11 protein-coding genes are annotated in these 17,578 nt (G+C 73.1%); 6 read left to right on the top strand and 5 right to left on the bottom strand.

Features of this window, described 5'->3' with window-relative positions:
* Positions 1 to 63: 63 nt before the first annotated feature.
* Positions 64 to 1,962: an endo-1,4-beta-xylanase gene (locus tag AB6N23_RS04640; protein ID WP_412864925.1), complete on the bottom strand. Its 1,899-nt coding sequence runs from the start codon at positions 1,960 to 1,962 to the stop codon at positions 64 to 66.
* 302 nt (positions 1,963 to 2,264) lie between these two features.
* On the bottom strand, positions 2,265 to 4,532 hold the full coding sequence (locus AB6N23_RS04645) for an endo-1,4-beta-xylanase (protein WP_412864926.1): 2,268 nt from the start codon (positions 4,530 to 4,532) through the stop codon (positions 2,265 to 2,267).
* A 328-nt stretch (positions 4,533 to 4,860) separates the two neighbouring features.
* Between AB6N23_RS04645 and AB6N23_RS04650 the strand changes: the two genes are divergently transcribed.
* Positions 4,861 to 5,943 carry a lytic polysaccharide monooxygenase gene (locus AB6N23_RS04650; protein ID WP_412864927.1) on the top strand — a complete coding sequence of 361 codons (1,083 nt, stop codon included), beginning with the start codon at positions 4,861 to 4,863 and terminating at the stop codon, positions 5,941 to 5,943.
* A gap of 75 nt (positions 5,944 to 6,018) precedes the next feature.
* On the opposite strand, the gene AB6N23_RS04655 is transcribed toward AB6N23_RS04650, so the two are convergent.
* Positions 6,019 to 6,618 carry a hypothetical protein gene (locus AB6N23_RS04655; RefSeq protein WP_412864928.1) on the bottom strand — a complete coding sequence of 200 codons (600 nt, stop codon included), beginning with the start codon at positions 6,616 to 6,618 and terminating at the stop codon, positions 6,019 to 6,021.
* 880 nt (positions 6,619 to 7,498) lie between these two features.
* Here AB6N23_RS04655 and AB6N23_RS04660 point away from each other — a divergent pair.
* From AB6N23_RS04660 to AB6N23_RS04675, 4 genes are all read left to right on the top strand, one after another.
* Positions 7,499 to 11,374 (top strand): DUF7933 domain-containing protein, encoded by a 3,876-nt coding sequence (locus AB6N23_RS04660; RefSeq protein WP_412864929.1) that lies wholly within the window; start codon positions 7,499 to 7,501, stop codon positions 11,372 to 11,374.
* Positions 11,375 to 11,462: 88 nt separating this feature from the next.
* On the top strand, positions 11,463 to 12,989 hold the full coding sequence (locus tag AB6N23_RS04665; protein WP_412864930.1) for a SpaH/EbpB family LPXTG-anchored major pilin: 1,527 nt from the start codon (positions 11,463 to 11,465) through the stop codon (positions 12,987 to 12,989).
* Positions 12,990 to 13,109: 120 nt separating this feature from the next.
* A complete protein-coding gene (locus tag AB6N23_RS04670) occupies positions 13,110 to 14,012 on the top strand; it encodes a class C sortase (protein ID WP_412864931.1) in 903 nt (300 codons plus the stop codon).
* Positions 14,013 to 14,133: 121 nt separating this feature from the next.
* Entirely contained in the window at positions 14,134 to 14,337 is a 204-nt protein-coding gene (locus tag AB6N23_RS04675; RefSeq protein WP_412864932.1) for a hypothetical protein, read from the top strand.
* 344 nt (positions 14,338 to 14,681) lie between these two features.
* On the opposite strand, the gene AB6N23_RS04680 is transcribed toward AB6N23_RS04675, so the two are convergent.
* Together AB6N23_RS04680 and AB6N23_RS04685 are read right to left on the bottom strand one after the other, a co-directional pair.
* A complete protein-coding gene (locus AB6N23_RS04680) occupies positions 14,682 to 15,326 on the bottom strand; it encodes a zinc-binding dehydrogenase (RefSeq protein ID WP_412864933.1) in 645 nt (214 codons plus the stop codon).
* A gap of 370 nt (positions 15,327 to 15,696) precedes the next feature.
* Entirely contained in the window at positions 15,697 to 16,482 is a 786-nt protein-coding gene (locus AB6N23_RS04685) for an NADPH-dependent F420 reductase (protein ID WP_412864934.1), read from the bottom strand.
* Between the two features lie 69 nt (positions 16,483 to 16,551).
* On the opposite strand from AB6N23_RS04685, the gene AB6N23_RS04690 reads away from it, so the two are divergent.
* Entirely contained in the window at positions 16,552 to 17,133 is a 582-nt protein-coding gene (locus AB6N23_RS04690) for a TetR/AcrR family transcriptional regulator (protein WP_412864935.1), read from the top strand.
* The last annotated feature ends 445 nt before the right edge of the window (positions 17,134 to 17,578 follow it).

Consider the following 17,578-nt stretch of genomic DNA (forward strand, 5'->3'; position numbering starts at 1 on the left):
CCGGACGACGACGGGGGCCAGGTGTCCGGTCCCCCGTCGTCGTCAGCCGTCGTCAGCCGGTCGTCACGACCGGGGCGGCGTCTCCTTCTCCCGCTCCAGCGCCGCGATCGCGTCCGCGAGCGCGGTGGTCGCCGCCAGCACGCGGCCCTGGTGGCCGCCGTGGGTGAGGACCAGCCGCGCGTGGGCCAGGGCCCGGCGCACCGCCGCGACGCCCTCGCGCGACCACGCGGGGTCGCGCGGGTCCAGCGCCTCGGCCGCGGCGACGGCCGCCGCCAGCTTCGAGGTGTCCGTCACCGGGCGGTCCAGCCCGAGCCAGGCCTCCGGGTCGGCGCTGGCCGCCGCCCCGAGCTTCTCCGAGAAGTCGCTGTTGAACAGCAGCGGGTTGTGGGTGGACCGCCAGCTGCGCTGGTCGGTGAGGCCCCAGAACGTCACGCGGTCGATGTCGGTCGAGTACGTCTTGTAGACCGCGAAGTACTCGGCGAACCGCTGGGCCTGGATCCGCTCCAGCTCGGCGCGGTTGCTGATCTTGCCGACCCAGTACGTGAACCCCTCGCGGGAGATGCGGTCCTGGACCGACGGGTCGGTCAGGTCGCGGTACTGCGCGCGGTCGTCACCCTCGGGCTGGCCGTTCCACGCCTCCCACACCTGCAGGTCCAGCTCGCTGACGTCGGCCGTCATGCCGGCCTCGATGATCATCTGGAGCGAGCGCTCGACCGACGCGTGGTCCGAGCACGTGCCCGGCTGCCACTCCGCGGCCGCCTCGTCGACGAGCCCGGGCAGCCGCGTGCGGTCCGCACAGGCGAAGGCAGGCGTCTGGTTGATGTAGTTGTGCGACTGGAGCCCGATCGTCTCGACGAGCAGGCGCGGGTCCTCCGGGTGCTCCGCGGCGTACCGCGCGTTCAGGTCCGTGGCCATCGCGACGATCGCCTCGCCCTTGCCCTCCGACTGGAAGACGTTGAAGTCGTTGTAGACCAGGCGTGCCTCGGGCCCGTACGTGCGCGCGAGGACGAAGGCGTCGTAGAGGAAGTCCGCCGGGTGCTCGCCGGCCGCCGTGTCGGCGCCGTTCGCGTAGGCGGAGTACCAGTTCGACGCACCGCCGTTGGGCCCGCCGCGCAGGAAGTCGCGCCAGTCCTGCGTGGCCGGGTCGAACTCGTCGAGCCCGTCGACGAAGGCCTCGTTGACGACGTCCCACGAGACGACGCGACCCTGGAAGTGCGTGAGCACCTCCTGGATGTAGCGCTCCATGTTGGCCCGGGCCTGCGCGCGCGTGCCGCCGGTGGGGCCGCTGTTGATGCGGGGCGGCGACTGCCCGTGCCACACGAGCACGTGCCCGTGGACGTCCATGCCGCGCGCCAGCGTCTCGTCGACGAACGCGTCCGCGGGGCCGAAGCGGAACGTGAACTCCCCCGTCTCGGGGTCGATGTTCGCGTTCGGCAGCAGCTGGTCGGGCTTCATGCTGTTCTCGGCCGTCATCACCGAGTAGTGCCGCTCGATGTTCGCCGAGCTGGCCGACCCCGGCGCGTACGTCGCGGGGTCGGAGTGGATGTTGCCCACGTCGAAGTAGTCGCGGTAGACGTCCTTGAGCGGCGCCATCTGCCGGCGGAACGTGGTGTCGAGGACGACGTCACCCTCGGGCATGGTGAACGAGCCGACCCGCGCCCCGATCCAGCCGAGCTCCTCGGACGTCCACCCGCCCCACACCTGCTGCGCGCCCGGCGTCGCCGTCAGCACGACCGTGTCCCCCGCCTGGTAGCTGCCCTCACCGGTGACCGTGCCGCGCCCGGACACCCGGAGGTCGACCTCGTAGGTCTCCTCGACGGCCGCCTGCGCCGGCGCCGCCAGGCCGACCGTCGCCAGCACGACCGCCGTCGCCGCTCCCGTCCACCGCGCCACCCGGCGGCGGCCGTCCCGCGCGACCGTCCCCGGTGCGCCCTCACGTCCTCGTCCCGCAAGCCCCGTCATCTGACGTCCCTCTCGCTGTCACGCTCGGCGTCGGCGTTGCGGCGGCGTTCCCCCCGTCGCCCGACCTGTGGCCCGTCCGCGCGCACGACGCCCGCGATCCGCCGCTGTCGTCGACGCTGACCGACAGCCGTCCGGGCACGACGTGCTCCGCTCCTACACCGGTGTAACCGTCACCCTCGACGGGGAACCGGTAGGCCGTACGGGTGACACCGTAGGTACGCCCCCGGGGGCCGTCAAGGCGCTCCAGAGGCGCACCGACGGCGGGCGGCGCACCACTGCGCCGCCCGCCGTGCGGGCCCGGCTCATCCGCAGGCGACGCCCGCGTGCCCGGCCTCGTACGCCGTCCACGCGGCCTGCCAGCCGGCGAGCTTCACGCCGGTGACGTCGACGTCGCCGGCGTCGACCGCGGTGCCCGGTGCCGTCCACGTGCGCTGCAGCGACGCGCCCGGCAGCAGGACGGCCACGGCACCGGTCCGCCACGGGGTCGTCGCGGCGACGACGACGGGCACCCGCTCGACGTTGCGCACGTGCACGGTGACGCGGGGGCGCCCGTCGACGCACCGCGCCTGCCCCGAGACCGCGAGCGCCACCGCGTGGGGCGTCCCCGCCGGTGCGGCCGGCGTCACCGGGGCGGAGGGCGCGGACGCCGCGGAGTCGCCCGCGGCGTTCGTCGCGACGACCGTGAACGTGTGCGCCCAGCCGTTCGCGAGGCCCGTGACCACGCACGACGTCCCGTCGGTCGTGCACGTCGCGCCGCCCGGGGACGCGGTGACGGTCGACGCGGTGACCGGGCTGCCGCCGTCCTCGGCCGGCGCGGCCCACGACACGGTCGCGGACCCGTCGCCGGCGGTGGCGACCACGTCGGTCGGTGCCGCCGGCGCGGTGGCCGGCGGCGCGACGGCGCCCGGCCAGGTCACGAGGACCTCGTCACCGGCCGCCGAGACCCTCTCCACCGTGATCCGGTTGACCGAGAAGGCGTTGCCGCCACCGCCGCCGCGGATCCCGATGTTGCCGACCAGCCCGTCGGCGGGCTGCGACCCGTCCATCGTGAACTCGCTGACCAGGTCGTAGCTGCCCATGTTGACCATGCCGCTGGTGAAGTACGCGGGCAGCTGCGTGGCGACCTGGTCCGCGGCGTACGGGTGGGCGTTGACGAGCGCGCCGTCGGCGGTCGTGTACCCGCCGTTGCTGGTGTCCCTGACCCAGCGGACCCGGATCGCCGTCGTCCCCTTGGCCGTGTAGTTCACCGTGACGCGGTACGTCGCACCCGGCTCGGGGCGGAACGCCACCTCGCCGTCGTCCGTGGTCGACCACGGCCACGCCGACGCGTCGTCGCCGAGCACGATGTTCGCGCCGCTCCAGGGGTCGCCGGTGGACGTGTCGTAGACGTGCACGCCGGGGACCGGCGCGGGCTCCTCGCCGCCGGAGGTGTCGATGTAGTCGTGCGTGGCGAGGAACTGGTCCGGGTACAGGATGCCGAGGAGCGCGAGCTTGGCGTTGCCGTCGTAGTCGTACGGCATCGCGAACTCCCCGCCCTTCCAGCCGGTGGCCACGTCGCGGACACCCGCGAGCTTCACGGCGGCGACGACCTTCGGGTTGTCCGTCGTGTTGCCCGGGCCGGCCGCGTGGTCGCGGTAGACCCGGAACAGCTCGGCGTACTTCATGCCCTGGTTGTTCTCGTTCTCCGGCGTCAGCTCACCGGGCGGCAGGGCGATGTCCATCTCGGTGACGTGGACCTCGACGTCGTCCAGCGTCGCGAAGAGCTCGATGTTCTGCTCGACGGCCTCGACGTCGGTGGCCAGGTTGTAGTGGCCCTGCATCCCGATGACCTCGATGAGCGGCCTGCCGTCCGGGCGCGTGCCGGCGTGCCGGGCGTTGATGTCCTTGACCATCTCGTAGACGACGCGCGCCTTGGCCGGGGAGTCCAGGCCGAAGTCGTTGTACGTGAGCTTGACGTCCCAGCCGCGGGCGTCGACCACCTCGGCCGCCCGGAGGAAGGCGAGCTCGACCCAGTCGGCACCCAGCGCCTGGTACCAGCCCTCGCCCTTGGCCAGGGACGCGCGCCAGTCCGCCGGGTCGGCCGTGCCGACCGCCTCGTTCACCACGTCGACCGCGACGAGGCGGTCCCCGAAGTGACCGAGCACGGTCTCGACGTGCGTGCGCAGGTTCTCGAGCGCGACGGCGCGGTCGAACGCGCCGGGCTGGCCGTGGCGGGCCGGCGGGGCGTCCCACATCCAGGTGGGGGTCTGCGAGTGCCACGCGAGGGTGTGGCCGTAGAGCCTCAGGTCGGGGTTGCGCGCCGTGTAGCGGGCGAACGCCGCCTCCGCCGCGTCGAACGTGAACACGCCCTTCTCGCGCTGCGTGCTCTCGGGCTTCATCTCGTTGCCCGGCGTGTACGACGCGTAGTTGTAGGTCAGGCCCTCGATCTCGCCGGCGCCGAAGATGCCGAACGAGAAGTGGTCCGCGTAGACCTCCTTCATCGGTGGGTAGTGCTCGAACGTCTGCCCGGCCGGCGGGAGCTCCGGCTCCGGTGGTGCGGCGGCCGCGTGGGCCGGGCCCAGGGCGGTCATCGTCATGAGCCCCGCGACGAGGCCGGCGAGGACGGGCCGGGTGCCCCACCTCCTCCGCGGGCGGTGCACGGTGCGCCCCCGCCCGCCCGCTCCGAGTGCGCGTCGCCGATCCGGCATGGGACCTCCCGAGGTGCCCCGGCGCACCGTTGCGCGGGGGAAGCGATGGCAAATTTGCCACTGTTGCACAGCGGCATTGCCAGGCTCTCCAGGGCTGTGCGGCCTGTCAAGAGGGTCCCAAGCGTTTCAGGCGTTGCCACGCGCGCGGCCGCCGCGGAGGGTGCTCCTCGTACGTCCGCCACCGCTGTCGTCTCGTCCCGGAGGGGCACCCATGTCACGGTCCTCAGCAGCTCGCCGCCGCCTCTCCGCGGCGGTCGCCACCCTCGCGCTCGGCGCCGCGGCGGTGGCGGGCTCGGTCGCGCTCGCCGCGCCGGCCGCCGCGCACGGCGCCGTCTCCGACCCGCCGTCGCGCATCTACGGGTGCTACGACCGGTGGAGCGCCGCCTGGACCGACCCGGCCATGCGGACCCAGGACCCGATGTGCGCCAACGCCTGGCAGAGCAACCCGAACGCCATGTGGAACTGGAACGGCATGTTCCAGGAGAACGTCGGCGGCCGGCACGAGCAGGTGATCCCGAACGGGAAGCTGTGCTCCGCAAACAACCCGACCTACGCGGCGGCCGACACCCCCGGCGCCTGGCGGACGAGCGCCCGGTCGCACACCTTCCGCCTCACCGTGCACGACCCGTCCAACCACGGCGCCGACTACCTGCGCATCTACGTCACCAAGCAGGGCTACGACGCCCGGACGAAGGCGCTCGCGTGGTCGGACCTCGAGCTGGTCAAGACGACCGGCAGCTACCCCGCCTCGAGCCCGTACGTCACCGACGTCACCGTCCCGAGCGACCGCCGCGGCCACCACGTCGTCTTCACCATCTGGCAGGCCAGTCACCTCGACCAGCCGTACTACCAGTGCAGCGACGTGAGCTTCGGCGGCACCACCCCGGCGCCGGACCCGACGACGCCCGCACCGAACCCCACGACCCCGGCCCCGAACCCGACCACGCCGGTGCCGAACCCGACGACCCCGGCCCCGGACCCGACGACGCCCGCACCCGACCCGGGTCCGACCACGCCGGCCGGCGCCTGCACGGCCACCGTGTCCGTCGCGAGCGCGTGGCAGGGCGGCTACCAGGCCACCGTGACGGTGAAGGCTGGCTCCAGCGCGATCAACGGCTGGCGGGCGACGATCGGCGGCGCGACGATCACGCAGGCGTGGAACGGCACGGCCTCCGGCAGCACCATCACCGCCTCGGCGTGGAACGGGAAGCTCGCCGCCGGTGCGTCGACCACCGCCGGCTTCCTCGGCAGCGGCAGCCCGGCCGACCTGACCGCGAGCTGCGCGGCGTCCTGACGGTCACGCACCGACGAGGGCCGCACGTCCCGGGGGGGCGTGCGGCCCTCGTGGTGCGCGCCGCTGCGAGCGGCGTCAGCCGAGCGGCACGCCGACGACGAGGTCGACGAGCTCCGCCCGCTCGCGCGCCAGCCGCGCCATGAGCACGTCGCGGTCGGCGAGGTCGACGTCCGCCGGGTAGCCGACCGCGCGGCGCACGCCCGCCAGGTACTGCGCACGGCCTCCGGGGTCCTGGATGCCCGACAGGACGTAGTGCGCCGTCGTCAGCGCCACGCAGCGCTCCCACGCCCGCCGCAGCGCGTCCGACCCGAAGTAGGCGGCGAGCTCGGCACCGAGCACCTCCGACTCGACCCGCCAGCGGACCCACGCGGCGTCGAGCTCCGCCTGGTCCTGGGACGCCGCGCCGACCTCGGCCAGCTCCGTCGCGACCTGCATCTCCCCGACGACGCGTGCCGTCCGCGCCGCGAGGTCGCGGCGGATCTCGAGCTGGGCCTGGTGGTCCTGCCACTGCTGCGTCACGTGCGGGACCAGCAGCCCCGAGACGGCGGCGGTGACGAGCAGCAGGGTCATCGGGTGCTCGAGGAGCTCGCCCACGGTCCGCAGCGCCGACCGGGGGCGTCCGTCGCCGTCGCCCGGGGTCGGACCGGACGGCGGGGCCTCGCGGCGGTCCTTCATGGCGTCTCGCCTCTCGTGCACGGGCCCGGCACGAGCCCGGGCCGACGCGTGTCAGGAGGAGCGACGGGGCGCGGTGGTGATACCGGACGGGCTTTCCCTGGGCGGCCGGTCCTCGCCGCCCGACCAATGTGGGCAGTCGGCATTCATCGGTATTAATCGGACATATACGATGAAGCCGGGGCAGAGCGATTCGCCGCACTTTTGTTCACCCGATGCAGGCTCGATCTCGGGGTGACGCGGCGCTGATCGTGTGGTGATATGGGTCGCCGGCATGAACGACGATTGTGCAGACAATGGTGCAGATCCGGCATCCGAATCTCCATGTCGTCGATCACGCGCTCTGCCACGAAACGAGCGCACGGTCGTGTTGACCACGCGTTCCGGGGGGGCCGCAGGGGTGCTTTTCCGCTCGACAGGCGGCGCTCGTCGCGATGCGTTCCGGCGTGCCGGGATGTCTGCGGCCGCCACGGCGACTGCCGTCGTCCTGGCGCTGAGCGGCGCTGCGCCCGGAGCGGCGTCCGCGACCGTCCCGCCCACGGACGCACCCGAGCCCTCCACGTCGTCGTCACCGGAACCGTCCGCCCCGACACCGCTCCCCGCTGCCGAGCCGGCTCCCGAGGACGCCGAGCACGCAGCGCCGACCGCCACGGCACCGACGACGGGGCCGACGTCAGCGGAGTCGACGTCCCCCGGGCCGAGCGGTCCCGAGGCGACGTCCCCCGAGCCGGGCGGCCCCGAGGCAGCCGGTCCCGAGGCCGGCGAGCCCGAGTCGACCGGGCCCGAGGCGCCGGCGGCAGGGGGGAGCTCGCGGCGGGCGACGTCCGCCCTCACGGCGGCCTCCGGCGTCTCGCTCCTCGCGGCCGGTGTCCCGGAGGCACCCGTGCAGCTCTGGCTCGAGGACTTCGAGGCGAGCGCGACGCCGGCGCAGCTCGGCGCCTACGCGGCGAACCGGTACACCGCGGCGGCCTACTGGCTGAGCTACACCAACTGCAACGGCGTGATCCTGAGCTACGGGACGACGTTCCCGGCGACCGGCTTCTGCGGCACCGCGACCGACGTCGTGTCCCGCAACCAGGTGCGCCGCATGGCCGACGTCCTCGGCCAGCAGCGCCTGGGCGTCGTCGGTGGCACGAGCAACACCGCACCGGTCAACGGCTCCACGTCGGGCGCCGCCGGGTCGCAGGCGAACCGGGCGCTCGCCGCGCTGACGATGGCGGGCGGGACGACGACGGCGAACCAGACGCTCGTCGAGTCCGTGGGCCCGGTCGGCCTGACCGCCACGGCCGACCGCTACTACGCGGCCTCCGTCGACGTCGCCGAGGACTCGTGCTCCGCGCGGCCGGGCGGGCTGAACAACAACTCGCGCCTCGACGTCGCGCTCGTCAGCGGCACGACCGTGTCGCCCCTGACGGCGGCCCCGATCATCGCCTGCAACGTCACCGGCGGGCGCTACACCTCGCCCGCGCTGACGGGCGGGTTCGGCAGCGAGACGTCGGTGCGCGCGGGGCGGTTCTTCACGGACCGGGCCGTCCGTCTCACCCCGGCGCAGGCCGCACAGGCCCGGATCCGCGTCAGCAACCAGATCTCCGCCTCCGACGGCAACGACGTCGCGATCGACAACCTGCGGATCGTCGACGCGACCCCGAGCCTCGACAAGGCCTTCGCGACCGACGTCGGCGCCGCGGGCACGCCGACGACGCTGACGTTCACCGTCACGAACACGGCGGAGCTGGCGGCCAAGACCGACTGGAACTTCACCGACGCGCTGCCGCAGGGCCTCGTCGTCGCCCCGACCCCCGCGGTCGGCGGCACGTGCGCCAACGTCACCGGCGCCGCGTTCGCCGTGCAGGCCGCCGCGGGCGCCACCTCGATCGTCGTCACCGGGGGCGACCTCGCGGCCGGGGCGGCGAGCTGCACGGTCACGGTGAACGTGGTGGCCAACGCCCCCGGCACCTTCGTCAACGGTCCGGCCAACGTCACGACCGTGCTCAACGCCCCCGCGAGCGCGACCTTCGTCGCCGAGGCGCCGGCCCGCCTCACGATCCGGAAGAACGTGGCCGGGCGCGCCGTGGCCGGCGACCAGTTCCGCCTCGCCCTGAGCCTCGGTGCGACCGAGGTCGCCTCCGCCACGACCACGGGCGCCACCACCGGGCTCCAGACCGCCCAGGTCGGGCCGGTCACGGTCACCCGCGGGAGCGTCTACACGATCGCCGAGTCCGTCGTCTCGACGGCGACGCTGAGCACCTACACGACGAGCTACCAGTGCCTGCGGGGCACGACCACGATCGCCACCGGCACCTCCGTCTCGGGTCCCATCACCATCCCCGACGAGGCGGGCGTCGAGATCGTCTGCACCTTCACCAACACCCCCCAGCCGGCGACGCTGTACTGCGACGGCACGTACTACTACGCGGTCCGGGCGGACGGGTCGGTCGTCCAGGTGAACGCCACCAGCTCCGCCGCGCCGACGCAGCTCGTCGGCGCCGTGTCCGGTGCGACGGACGTCAACGCCCTCGGCGTGAACGGCAACGGAACGAGCGCCGTCGCCCTCGACCGCACGGGGACGAACGCCGGCAACGCCGGGGGCGTCGTCACGTACAGCATCGTCGGCGGCGCGCTCCAGGGCACCCGCACCGCTCTCACCGCGACCCAGGGCGCGTTCCTCGACCGCAGCGGTGCGGCGCTCGACGGCACGATCATCGCCGGAGCGGTGGATCCCCTCAACGGGCGGTTCGTCGTCGGCAAGTCGGCCGTCGGCTCGGTCCGGCTGTGGGAGTACACGCCGACCGGGCTGAACAACGGCAGCCGGTTCCTCTACCTCGGGCAGGTCGCGACGGGGACCACGGCCGGGGAGAACGGCGACATCTCGTTCGACGCGCAGGGCAACCTGCACATCGTCCAGACCGCCGCGGACTCCAGCAACGTCGGCATGTTCAGCGTCACGCGGGAGTCGCTCCTCGCGGCGTCCGGCGGCACGATCCCGGCCAGCGCGAGCGTCCGCCGACCGTTGAGCGGCACGGACACCGGGGCCGCCCTGACGTCGGTGAACGGCATGGCGTTCTCCCCGGCCGGCACCGTCTACCTCGGCAACGCGACCACGGGCTACCAGTTCGACCCGGCGACCTGGGTGCGCGTCCCGGGCAGTCCTCGCGCCACCATCGGCACGACGGCACCGAGCACCGCCACCGACCTCGCCGGGTGCGCGACGCCGTCGACGATCTCCCTCGAGAAGAACGTCGTCGGCAGGGTGAACGTCGCCGACCAGTTCCGCCTCGCCCTGTCGGGCGGGTCCCCGCTCGTCGAGTCGTCCGTCGCGACCACGACGGGGTCGACCACGGGCGTCCAGGGCGCACGCGTCGGGCCCATCCCCGTGCAGATCAACACGTCCGTGACCATCTCCGAGACGATGGCCGCCGGCTCCGTGTCGCCGTTGACCGCCTACACCTCCGTCTACGAGTGCTGGGCGGACGGGGTGCGCATCGCCACGGGGACGAGCAAGTCCGCCGCGATCACGATCCCGAACCGCCTGAGCGTCGGCGTCGCGTGCACGTTCACCAACTCGCCGGCCCCCTTCGCGACGGTGCGGGTGACGAAGGTGGTGGAGGACTGGAGCGGCGGCAGCCGCACCCCCGCCGCCGGCTGGACGATGACGACCACGGCGACCGCCACCGCCGGCAGCACCGTCAGCACCCTGCCCGCGCGGAACCCCTCGCAGCAGACGGGGGCGGACGGGTCCGCCACGTGGCAGGTGCTCTTCGGTGCCGCGTCGCACCGCGGACGCGTGACCGTGGCGGAGACGGCCCAGGCCGGGTTCCGCTACCAGAGCCTCGTGTGCACGGTGAACGGCGCTGCCGCAGCCACCACCGTCACGACGGCCGGCAACCAGGTGCGGGGCGTGGTCAACGTCGACGTCGCGCCGGGCAGCGCCGTGGAGTGCGTCTACACCAACCGGCCCGTCGCCACGCTCACGCTCGTCAAGGACGTCTCCTTCGGCAGTGCGCCGCCGTCGTCATGGCAGCTCACCGCCACGCGCGGCCTGCCCACGGCCCTCCCGGGGCCCACCGGCGCCGGCGGCAGCGGCACCGTCAGCGCGGTGACCGTCTCGGCGGAGACGCCCTACCGGCTGTCGGAGGCGGGCGGCCCCGCCACCTACGTGCAGGTCGGCGACTGGTCGTGCGTCGCCGCGTCCGGGACCGCCGTGCCCGTCACCACGACGGGCGACGTCAGCCTGCCGCGCGGGTCGGAGGTGACCTGCACGGTCACGAACGCGACGGCCACGCTGACCCTGCTGAAGAACGTGCTCAGCCCCTCGACGGGCTTCCAGCCGTCCACCTGGAACCTGACCGCGACGCCGGCCGCGCTCGCCGGGCTGAGCGCGACGACCGTGCCCGGTGCGGACGTCGCGACCCTCGGCAACCCGGCCAGCACCTTCGACGTCCGGCCCGGTCACACCTACGTGCTGAGCGAGGCGCTCGCGCAGAGCGGCACGCGGCTCGCCTACCAGCAGCTGCGCCTCGAGGTGCGGCAGCCGGGCGGGGGCTGGACCCCGGTGGCCTCGAGCACCATCACGGCCCCGGCGCCCGGGCAGAACGCGGTCTACCGCTTCGTCAACGCCCCCGTCCAGCCCCCTGCGCTCCCGCTCACCGGCGGGACCAGCAGCGACGCCTTCGTCCTCGGCGGGATCGCGTCGCTGCTGGTCGCGCTCGGGATCGCGGCGTGGCACCGCCGTCGTCTCCAGCGAGGGGGCGTGACGTGAACCGTTGAGCACCCCACCCGCGCCTCGCCCTTCCCGACCTTCCGTCACGACCCCGCAGCCTCATCTCTCATCCACGACAGGAGCCACGATGTCCACGACAACCCTCAGGCGGTTCACCGCCGCGATCGGCGCCTTCGTCCTGGCCGCCGGCGCGGCGATGGTCGCCGTCGCGCCGGCGCAGGCGGTCACCCTGCCCGGCAACATCGACCCCGCGCAGCCCCGCAGCCTCACGGTGCACAAGTTCGCGCTCGGCCCGGGCAACGGCCAGGTCGCCGGCACGGGTCAGCAGCTTCCCTCCACCGCCGGCCTCGGCACGCCGCTGCCCGGTGCCGTCTTCACCGCGACGCAGGTCGCCGGGGTCGACCTCACCACGCCCGAGGGCTGGGCGATCGCCAACAGCCTGAGCCCGCAGACGGCGTCGACGCGCCTGACCGGCACGCCGTTCACGTCGACCCCCTCGTCGGCCGACGGCACCGCGACCTTCCCCACCGGCATGCCGCTCGGCCTGTTCTACGTGCAGGAGACGGTCCTGCCGGCCGACGCGACCAACCCGACGGCGCCGTTCCTCGTCTCGCTGCCGCTGCCGACGGGACCCTCGGGCGCCCCGGCGAACCAGTGGATCTACGACGTGCACGTGTACCCGAAGAACGCCGTCACCGAGACGACGAAGACGCGCATCCCGGCCCCCGCGGGCTCGGAGGAGGCGCGCAACCCCGACCTCATCCGCTGGTCGATCGCCTCGAGCATCCCGACCCTGGCCACGGGTGACACGGTCAGCACGTTCACGCTGACGGACTCGGTGCCGGCCGCGCTGGTGTTCCCCACCACCCCGCCGGCGGGCGTCTCGCCGTCGACCGTGACGGTCACGAACGCCGGAGGCGTGGCGCAGAACTTCGTCTCGGGCGTGGACTACACCATCACCACCACGGCCGCGACGGCGACCACGGACGCGACGTCGACGCTCACCTTCACCCCCGCGGGCCTGACCCGCCTCACCGCCCTGCAGGGCGGCCTGGTGTCGTTCAACGTCCTGACCCGTGCGGTGTCGATCCCGGCGAACGGTGTCATCACCAACTCGGCGACGGCCAACATCAACGGCGCCACGGAGACGGTGACGGGCTCCACCCCGATCGGCCAGCTGACGGTGTTCGCGTTCGAGAGCACCAACGGTGGCCCGCGCACGCCGCTGGCCGGTGCGGTCTACCAGGTCTACCTGAACCAGAACGACGCGAACAACCGGCAGAACCCCATCTCGATCAACGGCGTCACCGAGTGGACGACCGGTGCCAACGGGTTCGTGGCCATCCCGATCATCACGCCCGGCAACTACTACGTGCGTGAGATCACCCCGCCCTCCGGCTTCAACCTGCCGCAGAGCAACCCGGTCCAGACCGTGGTCGTCGCGGGTCCGACGTCGACGACCGCGCCGGTCCAGAACTACGTCGAGTTCAACCACACCCAGGTGTCCGCGGCCAACTTCCTGCTTCCCTACACGGGTGGCGACGGCGGCGTGTGGTTCGCGACCGGCGGCGGTGCGCTCCTGGCGATCGCCCTCGGCGCGGCGTTCGTCCAGGCGCGCCGGCGGCGCGCGGTCTCCGCACCCGCGGCCGCGTAGCCTGACGTGATGACGACGGAGGCGGGGCGTCCCTCGGGACCCCCGCCTTCGTCGTCCCCGGAGGGCCCCGGGACGACGGCGCCCGCGCGACGGGGGAGCCGCCGAGCAGAGCAATGGCGGTTGCCGAAGGTCCCGCTCCTCATCGCCCTGATCGCGGTGGCGGGCGCCGGCCTCCTGCTCTTCCCGACCGTCGTGTCGTGGTTCAGCCAGTACGAGCAGTCGCAGCGCATCGACGACCTGACGGCGGACGTCGCCGACCTCGGCTCCGACCGGCTGCGGGAGGAGCTCGACCGCGCCCGCGCGTACAACGAGGACCTCGTCGGCGGAGGAGCGAACCTCGTCGCGAACGGGCGCCTGCCGGTGGCGGAGGAACCCGACCAGGCCGCGGAGTACGACACCCTCCTGCGCGCCGACAGGACGGGCCTGATGGCCCGCCTCAAGATCCCGGCGATCGCCGTGGACCTGCCCGTCTCCCACGGCACGAGCGGGCCCGTGCTCGAGCACGGCGTCGGGCACCTCGAGGGCACCGCGCTCCCGGTGGGCGGGGAGTCCACCCGTTCGGTCCTGACGGCCCACCGCGGCCTCGCCACCGCGGAGCTGTTCACGCACCTCGACCGGGTGGAGGTGGAGGACACCTTCACCGTCGAGGTGTTCGGGGAGGTCCTCACGTACCGCGTCATCGACACCCGCGTCGTCGAACCCACCGACGGCGAGAGCCTCTTCCCGGTCGAGGGGCGGGACCTGCTCACCCTCGTGACCTGCACACCGCTCGGCGTGAACAGCCACCGCATCCTGGTCACGGGCGAGCGCGTCATCCCCACGCCGCAGGCCGACCTCGACAGCGCCGGTCAGAGCCCGGAGATCCCGACCTTCCCCTGGTGGGTGCTCACCGCCACCGGTGTGCTGGGTACGGCCGGCGTGTACGTCTGGCTGTCCGGACGACCGCGCGCTCGTCCCGCCGTCGCCACGGGCGGTGCGGACCCGGCACGGGCGGTGCCCCGCCGCCTCCGCGGCGCGGACTGACGCCGCCGCTCACCTCCGCTCGCGGGCGTCGTGACCGTGCGCCATGATCCGGGTGCTTCCGGATCACCGGAGGCGTCAGACCCTCCGGCAGGTTCACCGGACCCCCTCCCCTGGAGTGCTCATGCTCGCGCTCGTCGCTGCCGCGATCTTCGCCCTCGCCCTGCTCCTCGACCTCGTCGAGGCGAACGTCGGGGACGCCCTGACCCCGCAGACGCTGATGTTCGCCGGTCTGTTCTCCCTCGCGCTCCACCTGGGTGGAGTCGGCGGCTCGTCGCCGGTGAACGGCGGCTGGCGAGGGCGCGGGAGGAGCTCCCGCCGGCGGTAGGGGCTCGTACCACCCGCTCCCCGCCATCACGCCGGGATGCACCAGGAGGTCACGACGCGGTCGGCGCGTCCGTGGCCTCCTGGTACGCCCGGGAGGAGCCGCACGGGCAGCTCATTCCTGCCTCCCGACCTGCGCGTGCTCGGGCCCGTCACGGCAGTCGGGCCGTCGAGGCCGTTCGGTCGGACGATCGTGCATCTCGACGATCTCGGTACGAGAGCTGTCGAGATGCACGACTGATTGACCGCCGGTGAGCGTCGTAGGTTGACCGGTGGTGGTCCTACGAGCGAGTCAGTCAAGGTGCGGCCCCAGGCCGTGGGCTACGTGGATGCCTGCACATGGGCGGGCTAGGTCAGGGTCACCACGGTCTGGCCGGAGGCGTCCGCGGCGCGTCGAGCCATCGCCTCGGGGACGTCCGCGAACGCGTGGACGGCGTTCACGGGCGGGTCGATCCGGCCGGTGGCCACCATGGCGGCGAGAGCCTCGAGGGTGTCGGTCCGCTCGGCGTCGTCGCGGAAGGAGGACAGGGTGCCGATGACGGCGTAGTCCCGGGACAGCAGGTCCTGCCCGTCCGGGCGGGCCGGCGTGCCGCTCGCGAACCCCACGACCAGGACGCGCGCGCCCGAGCGGGCGAGGACCGTGGTCGCGTGGGTGTACGCGTCACCGCCCACGGTGTCGTAGACGACGTCGACACCCCGCCCGCCGGTCAGCTCGGCGATGGCGGCGGCCGCGGTGGGATCGGCGAGGTCGACGACGAGGTCCGCGCCCTGCTCCTCGCAGAACCGCGCCTTCGCCTGCGTGCGGGCGGTCGCGATGACGGTCGCCCCGAGAGCCTTGCCGACCTGGATCGCCGCGGAGCCGGTGCGGCCGGCCCCACCGACGACCAGCAGCACCTCCCCTGCCCGCATGCCGGCGCGGTGGTGCAGCCCGATGTGCGCGACGTGGAACGACCCGACGAACCCCACGGCCTGCTCGATGCTGAGCCCGTCCATGACCGGCATCGCGCTCCAGCCAGGCACAAGCGCGAACTCGGCCAGGCCGCCGGTCAGGGCGCCGCCGACGACCTGCGTCCCGGGCGCGTAGGGGAAGCCGTCGGTGGCCTGCTCGACGATGCCGACGACCTCCTGCCCCGGGTGACGGGCGGTGCCGGGACCAGCGGGTACTCACCGCGGAGCATCATCAGGTCGGGCAGCGCGAGGCTCGCGGCGAGCACCCGGACCAACGCCTCCCCCGCGCCCGGCGTAGGTACGGGCACGTCCTCCAGGCGGAGCACCCGCTCGACCTCGCCGAACTCCGCCGCCTGCCACCGCTTCATCGCACGACCGCCTTCGTCTCGTTCCCCATGGTGCACGTCCCCGCGGCTCAGAAGAGCAGCCGGGTGAGCGCGAGCTGGAAGTCCGGGCCGGGCAGGGTGCCGTCGGGCTCGGCCCGCTCGAGGAGGACCTCCATCATCAGGTCGCGCCGGCGGGCCGCGCGGGCCGCGTCGGCCGCCGCGAGGGCCACGGGCAGCTGCTCGGCGGTCAGGTCCGTCGTGTACGCCGGGGTGCCCGGCTGCTGGCGCCAGGACTCCGCGATCACACCGGCGTCGATCGCGTCGAACCCGGTCTGCTCCACGAGCTCCATCCCGATCCTGCGCTGGGCGTCGTCGTCGCCTGCCACGGGCAGCGCGATGCGCCCGGGGGTGCCCGCCGGCGTGGCCTTGTCGGCGAACGACGCCGTCGTGATGGTGTTCCACACCTTGACGAGCGGGCGCCGGTACTGCGCCTGCACCCACTCGCTCTCGTTCTGCCCGGTGCCCAAGCCCTCGATGACCCCGTCACGGCGTGGGAAGTAGTTCGAGGTGTCCAGGACGACCGCCCCGGCCGGCGCTTCGGCGACGAGGTCGGCCACGGACGGGATCTGCCCCAGGTTGACCGAGACGATCACCACGTCCGCGCCCGCGGCCGCGTCGGCCGCCCACACAGCCCGGGCACCCGTGCTCAGAGCTGCTGCCGGGACGGTCTCGGGCGCGCGGGAGTTCGCGATCAAGACGTCGTGGCCCACGCGGGCCAGCCGCCGGGCAAGGATCGTCCCGATGTTGCCCGCTCCGATGATGCCGATCCGCATGAGAGCCCTTCGTGGTGCATCACGTGTGACGTCGGGAGACAACAGGAGATAGTCTCCTCTTGCCCTCTACGCTATGGAGACAGTCTCCGCTTGTCAAAGGAGGTCCGTGTGATGACGAGCACCACCGGCGCCGCCCGCCCCCCGCGCGCGGACGCGCGGCGCAACCGCGACCGGATCCTGCACGTCGCCGAGCAGCACTTCAGCGAGCACGGGGTCACCGGATCCCTCGACCAGCTCGCCAAGAGCGCAGGCATCGGGCCCGGGACGCTCTACCGCCACTTCCCCAACCGGGCAGCGCTCCTGGCCGCACTTCTCGCCGAGCGCGAGGAGCACCTCACCCGCGAGCTCGACGACATCGCCGCGAGCTCCAGCGACGCGGCCACATCGCTGCAGCGGTGGCTCACCGCCCTGGTCGAGTGGGCCAGCGCCTTCGATGGCCTGCCCGACCCGCTGCGCGACGCCGTGTCCGAGGAAGCCTCACCCCTCGCCCTGACCTGCCAGGGCTACATCACCACCACCGACACGTTCCTGGCCGCCGCCCAGCGCGAGGGCAGCGCACGCCCTGACACCCGGGGACGCGACCTCTTCCTGGCCACGCTCGCGATCGCGTGGGTCGGCAGCGCCGCTATGGCCGACGAGTCCTCCCGCCCAGGGATCGGTGACCTGATCCGCACAGGGTGGGCGACTCGGTGACTGCGGCGGCAACACTGACACGTCTTCATGAACCAGGGGGAGATCGGTGGTCAGACTATTCGGGGGCAGCGAGGTACACGATCTTGCATCTCGACCAACTCCTCGAAGAACGCGATCTCCTGACGAGCGACTGACCCTTCCCGCCGTCAACCCTCGAAAATTGGGTACATAAAGTATCGGTTGTCGAGATGCAGGGCAAATTGATCAACCCTGAGCGTCCTACTTTGGTCGATCGCCCGGGATCCCCGCGAAGCACTCAAAGCACGGCCGGCTGAGGCCGCCGCCACGCGGCGCCATGCCTGCGAAGATTTCGGTGTGGACCGCGCGACGCTGAACCGTCCCCGCGCGTTCGGAGAGCGACCTCAGGCTGTCTCGCCCCGGCTTCAGTGGAGGCCCGCAAGTGACGCGTCGACGGGTGTCGGTGCGTCGTTCTGACGGTAGTAGT

It is taken from the genome of Cellulomonas pasadenensis, assembly GCF_047229365.1.
GTDB lineage: Bacteria > Actinomycetota > Actinomycetes > Actinomycetales > Cellulomonadaceae > Cellulomonas.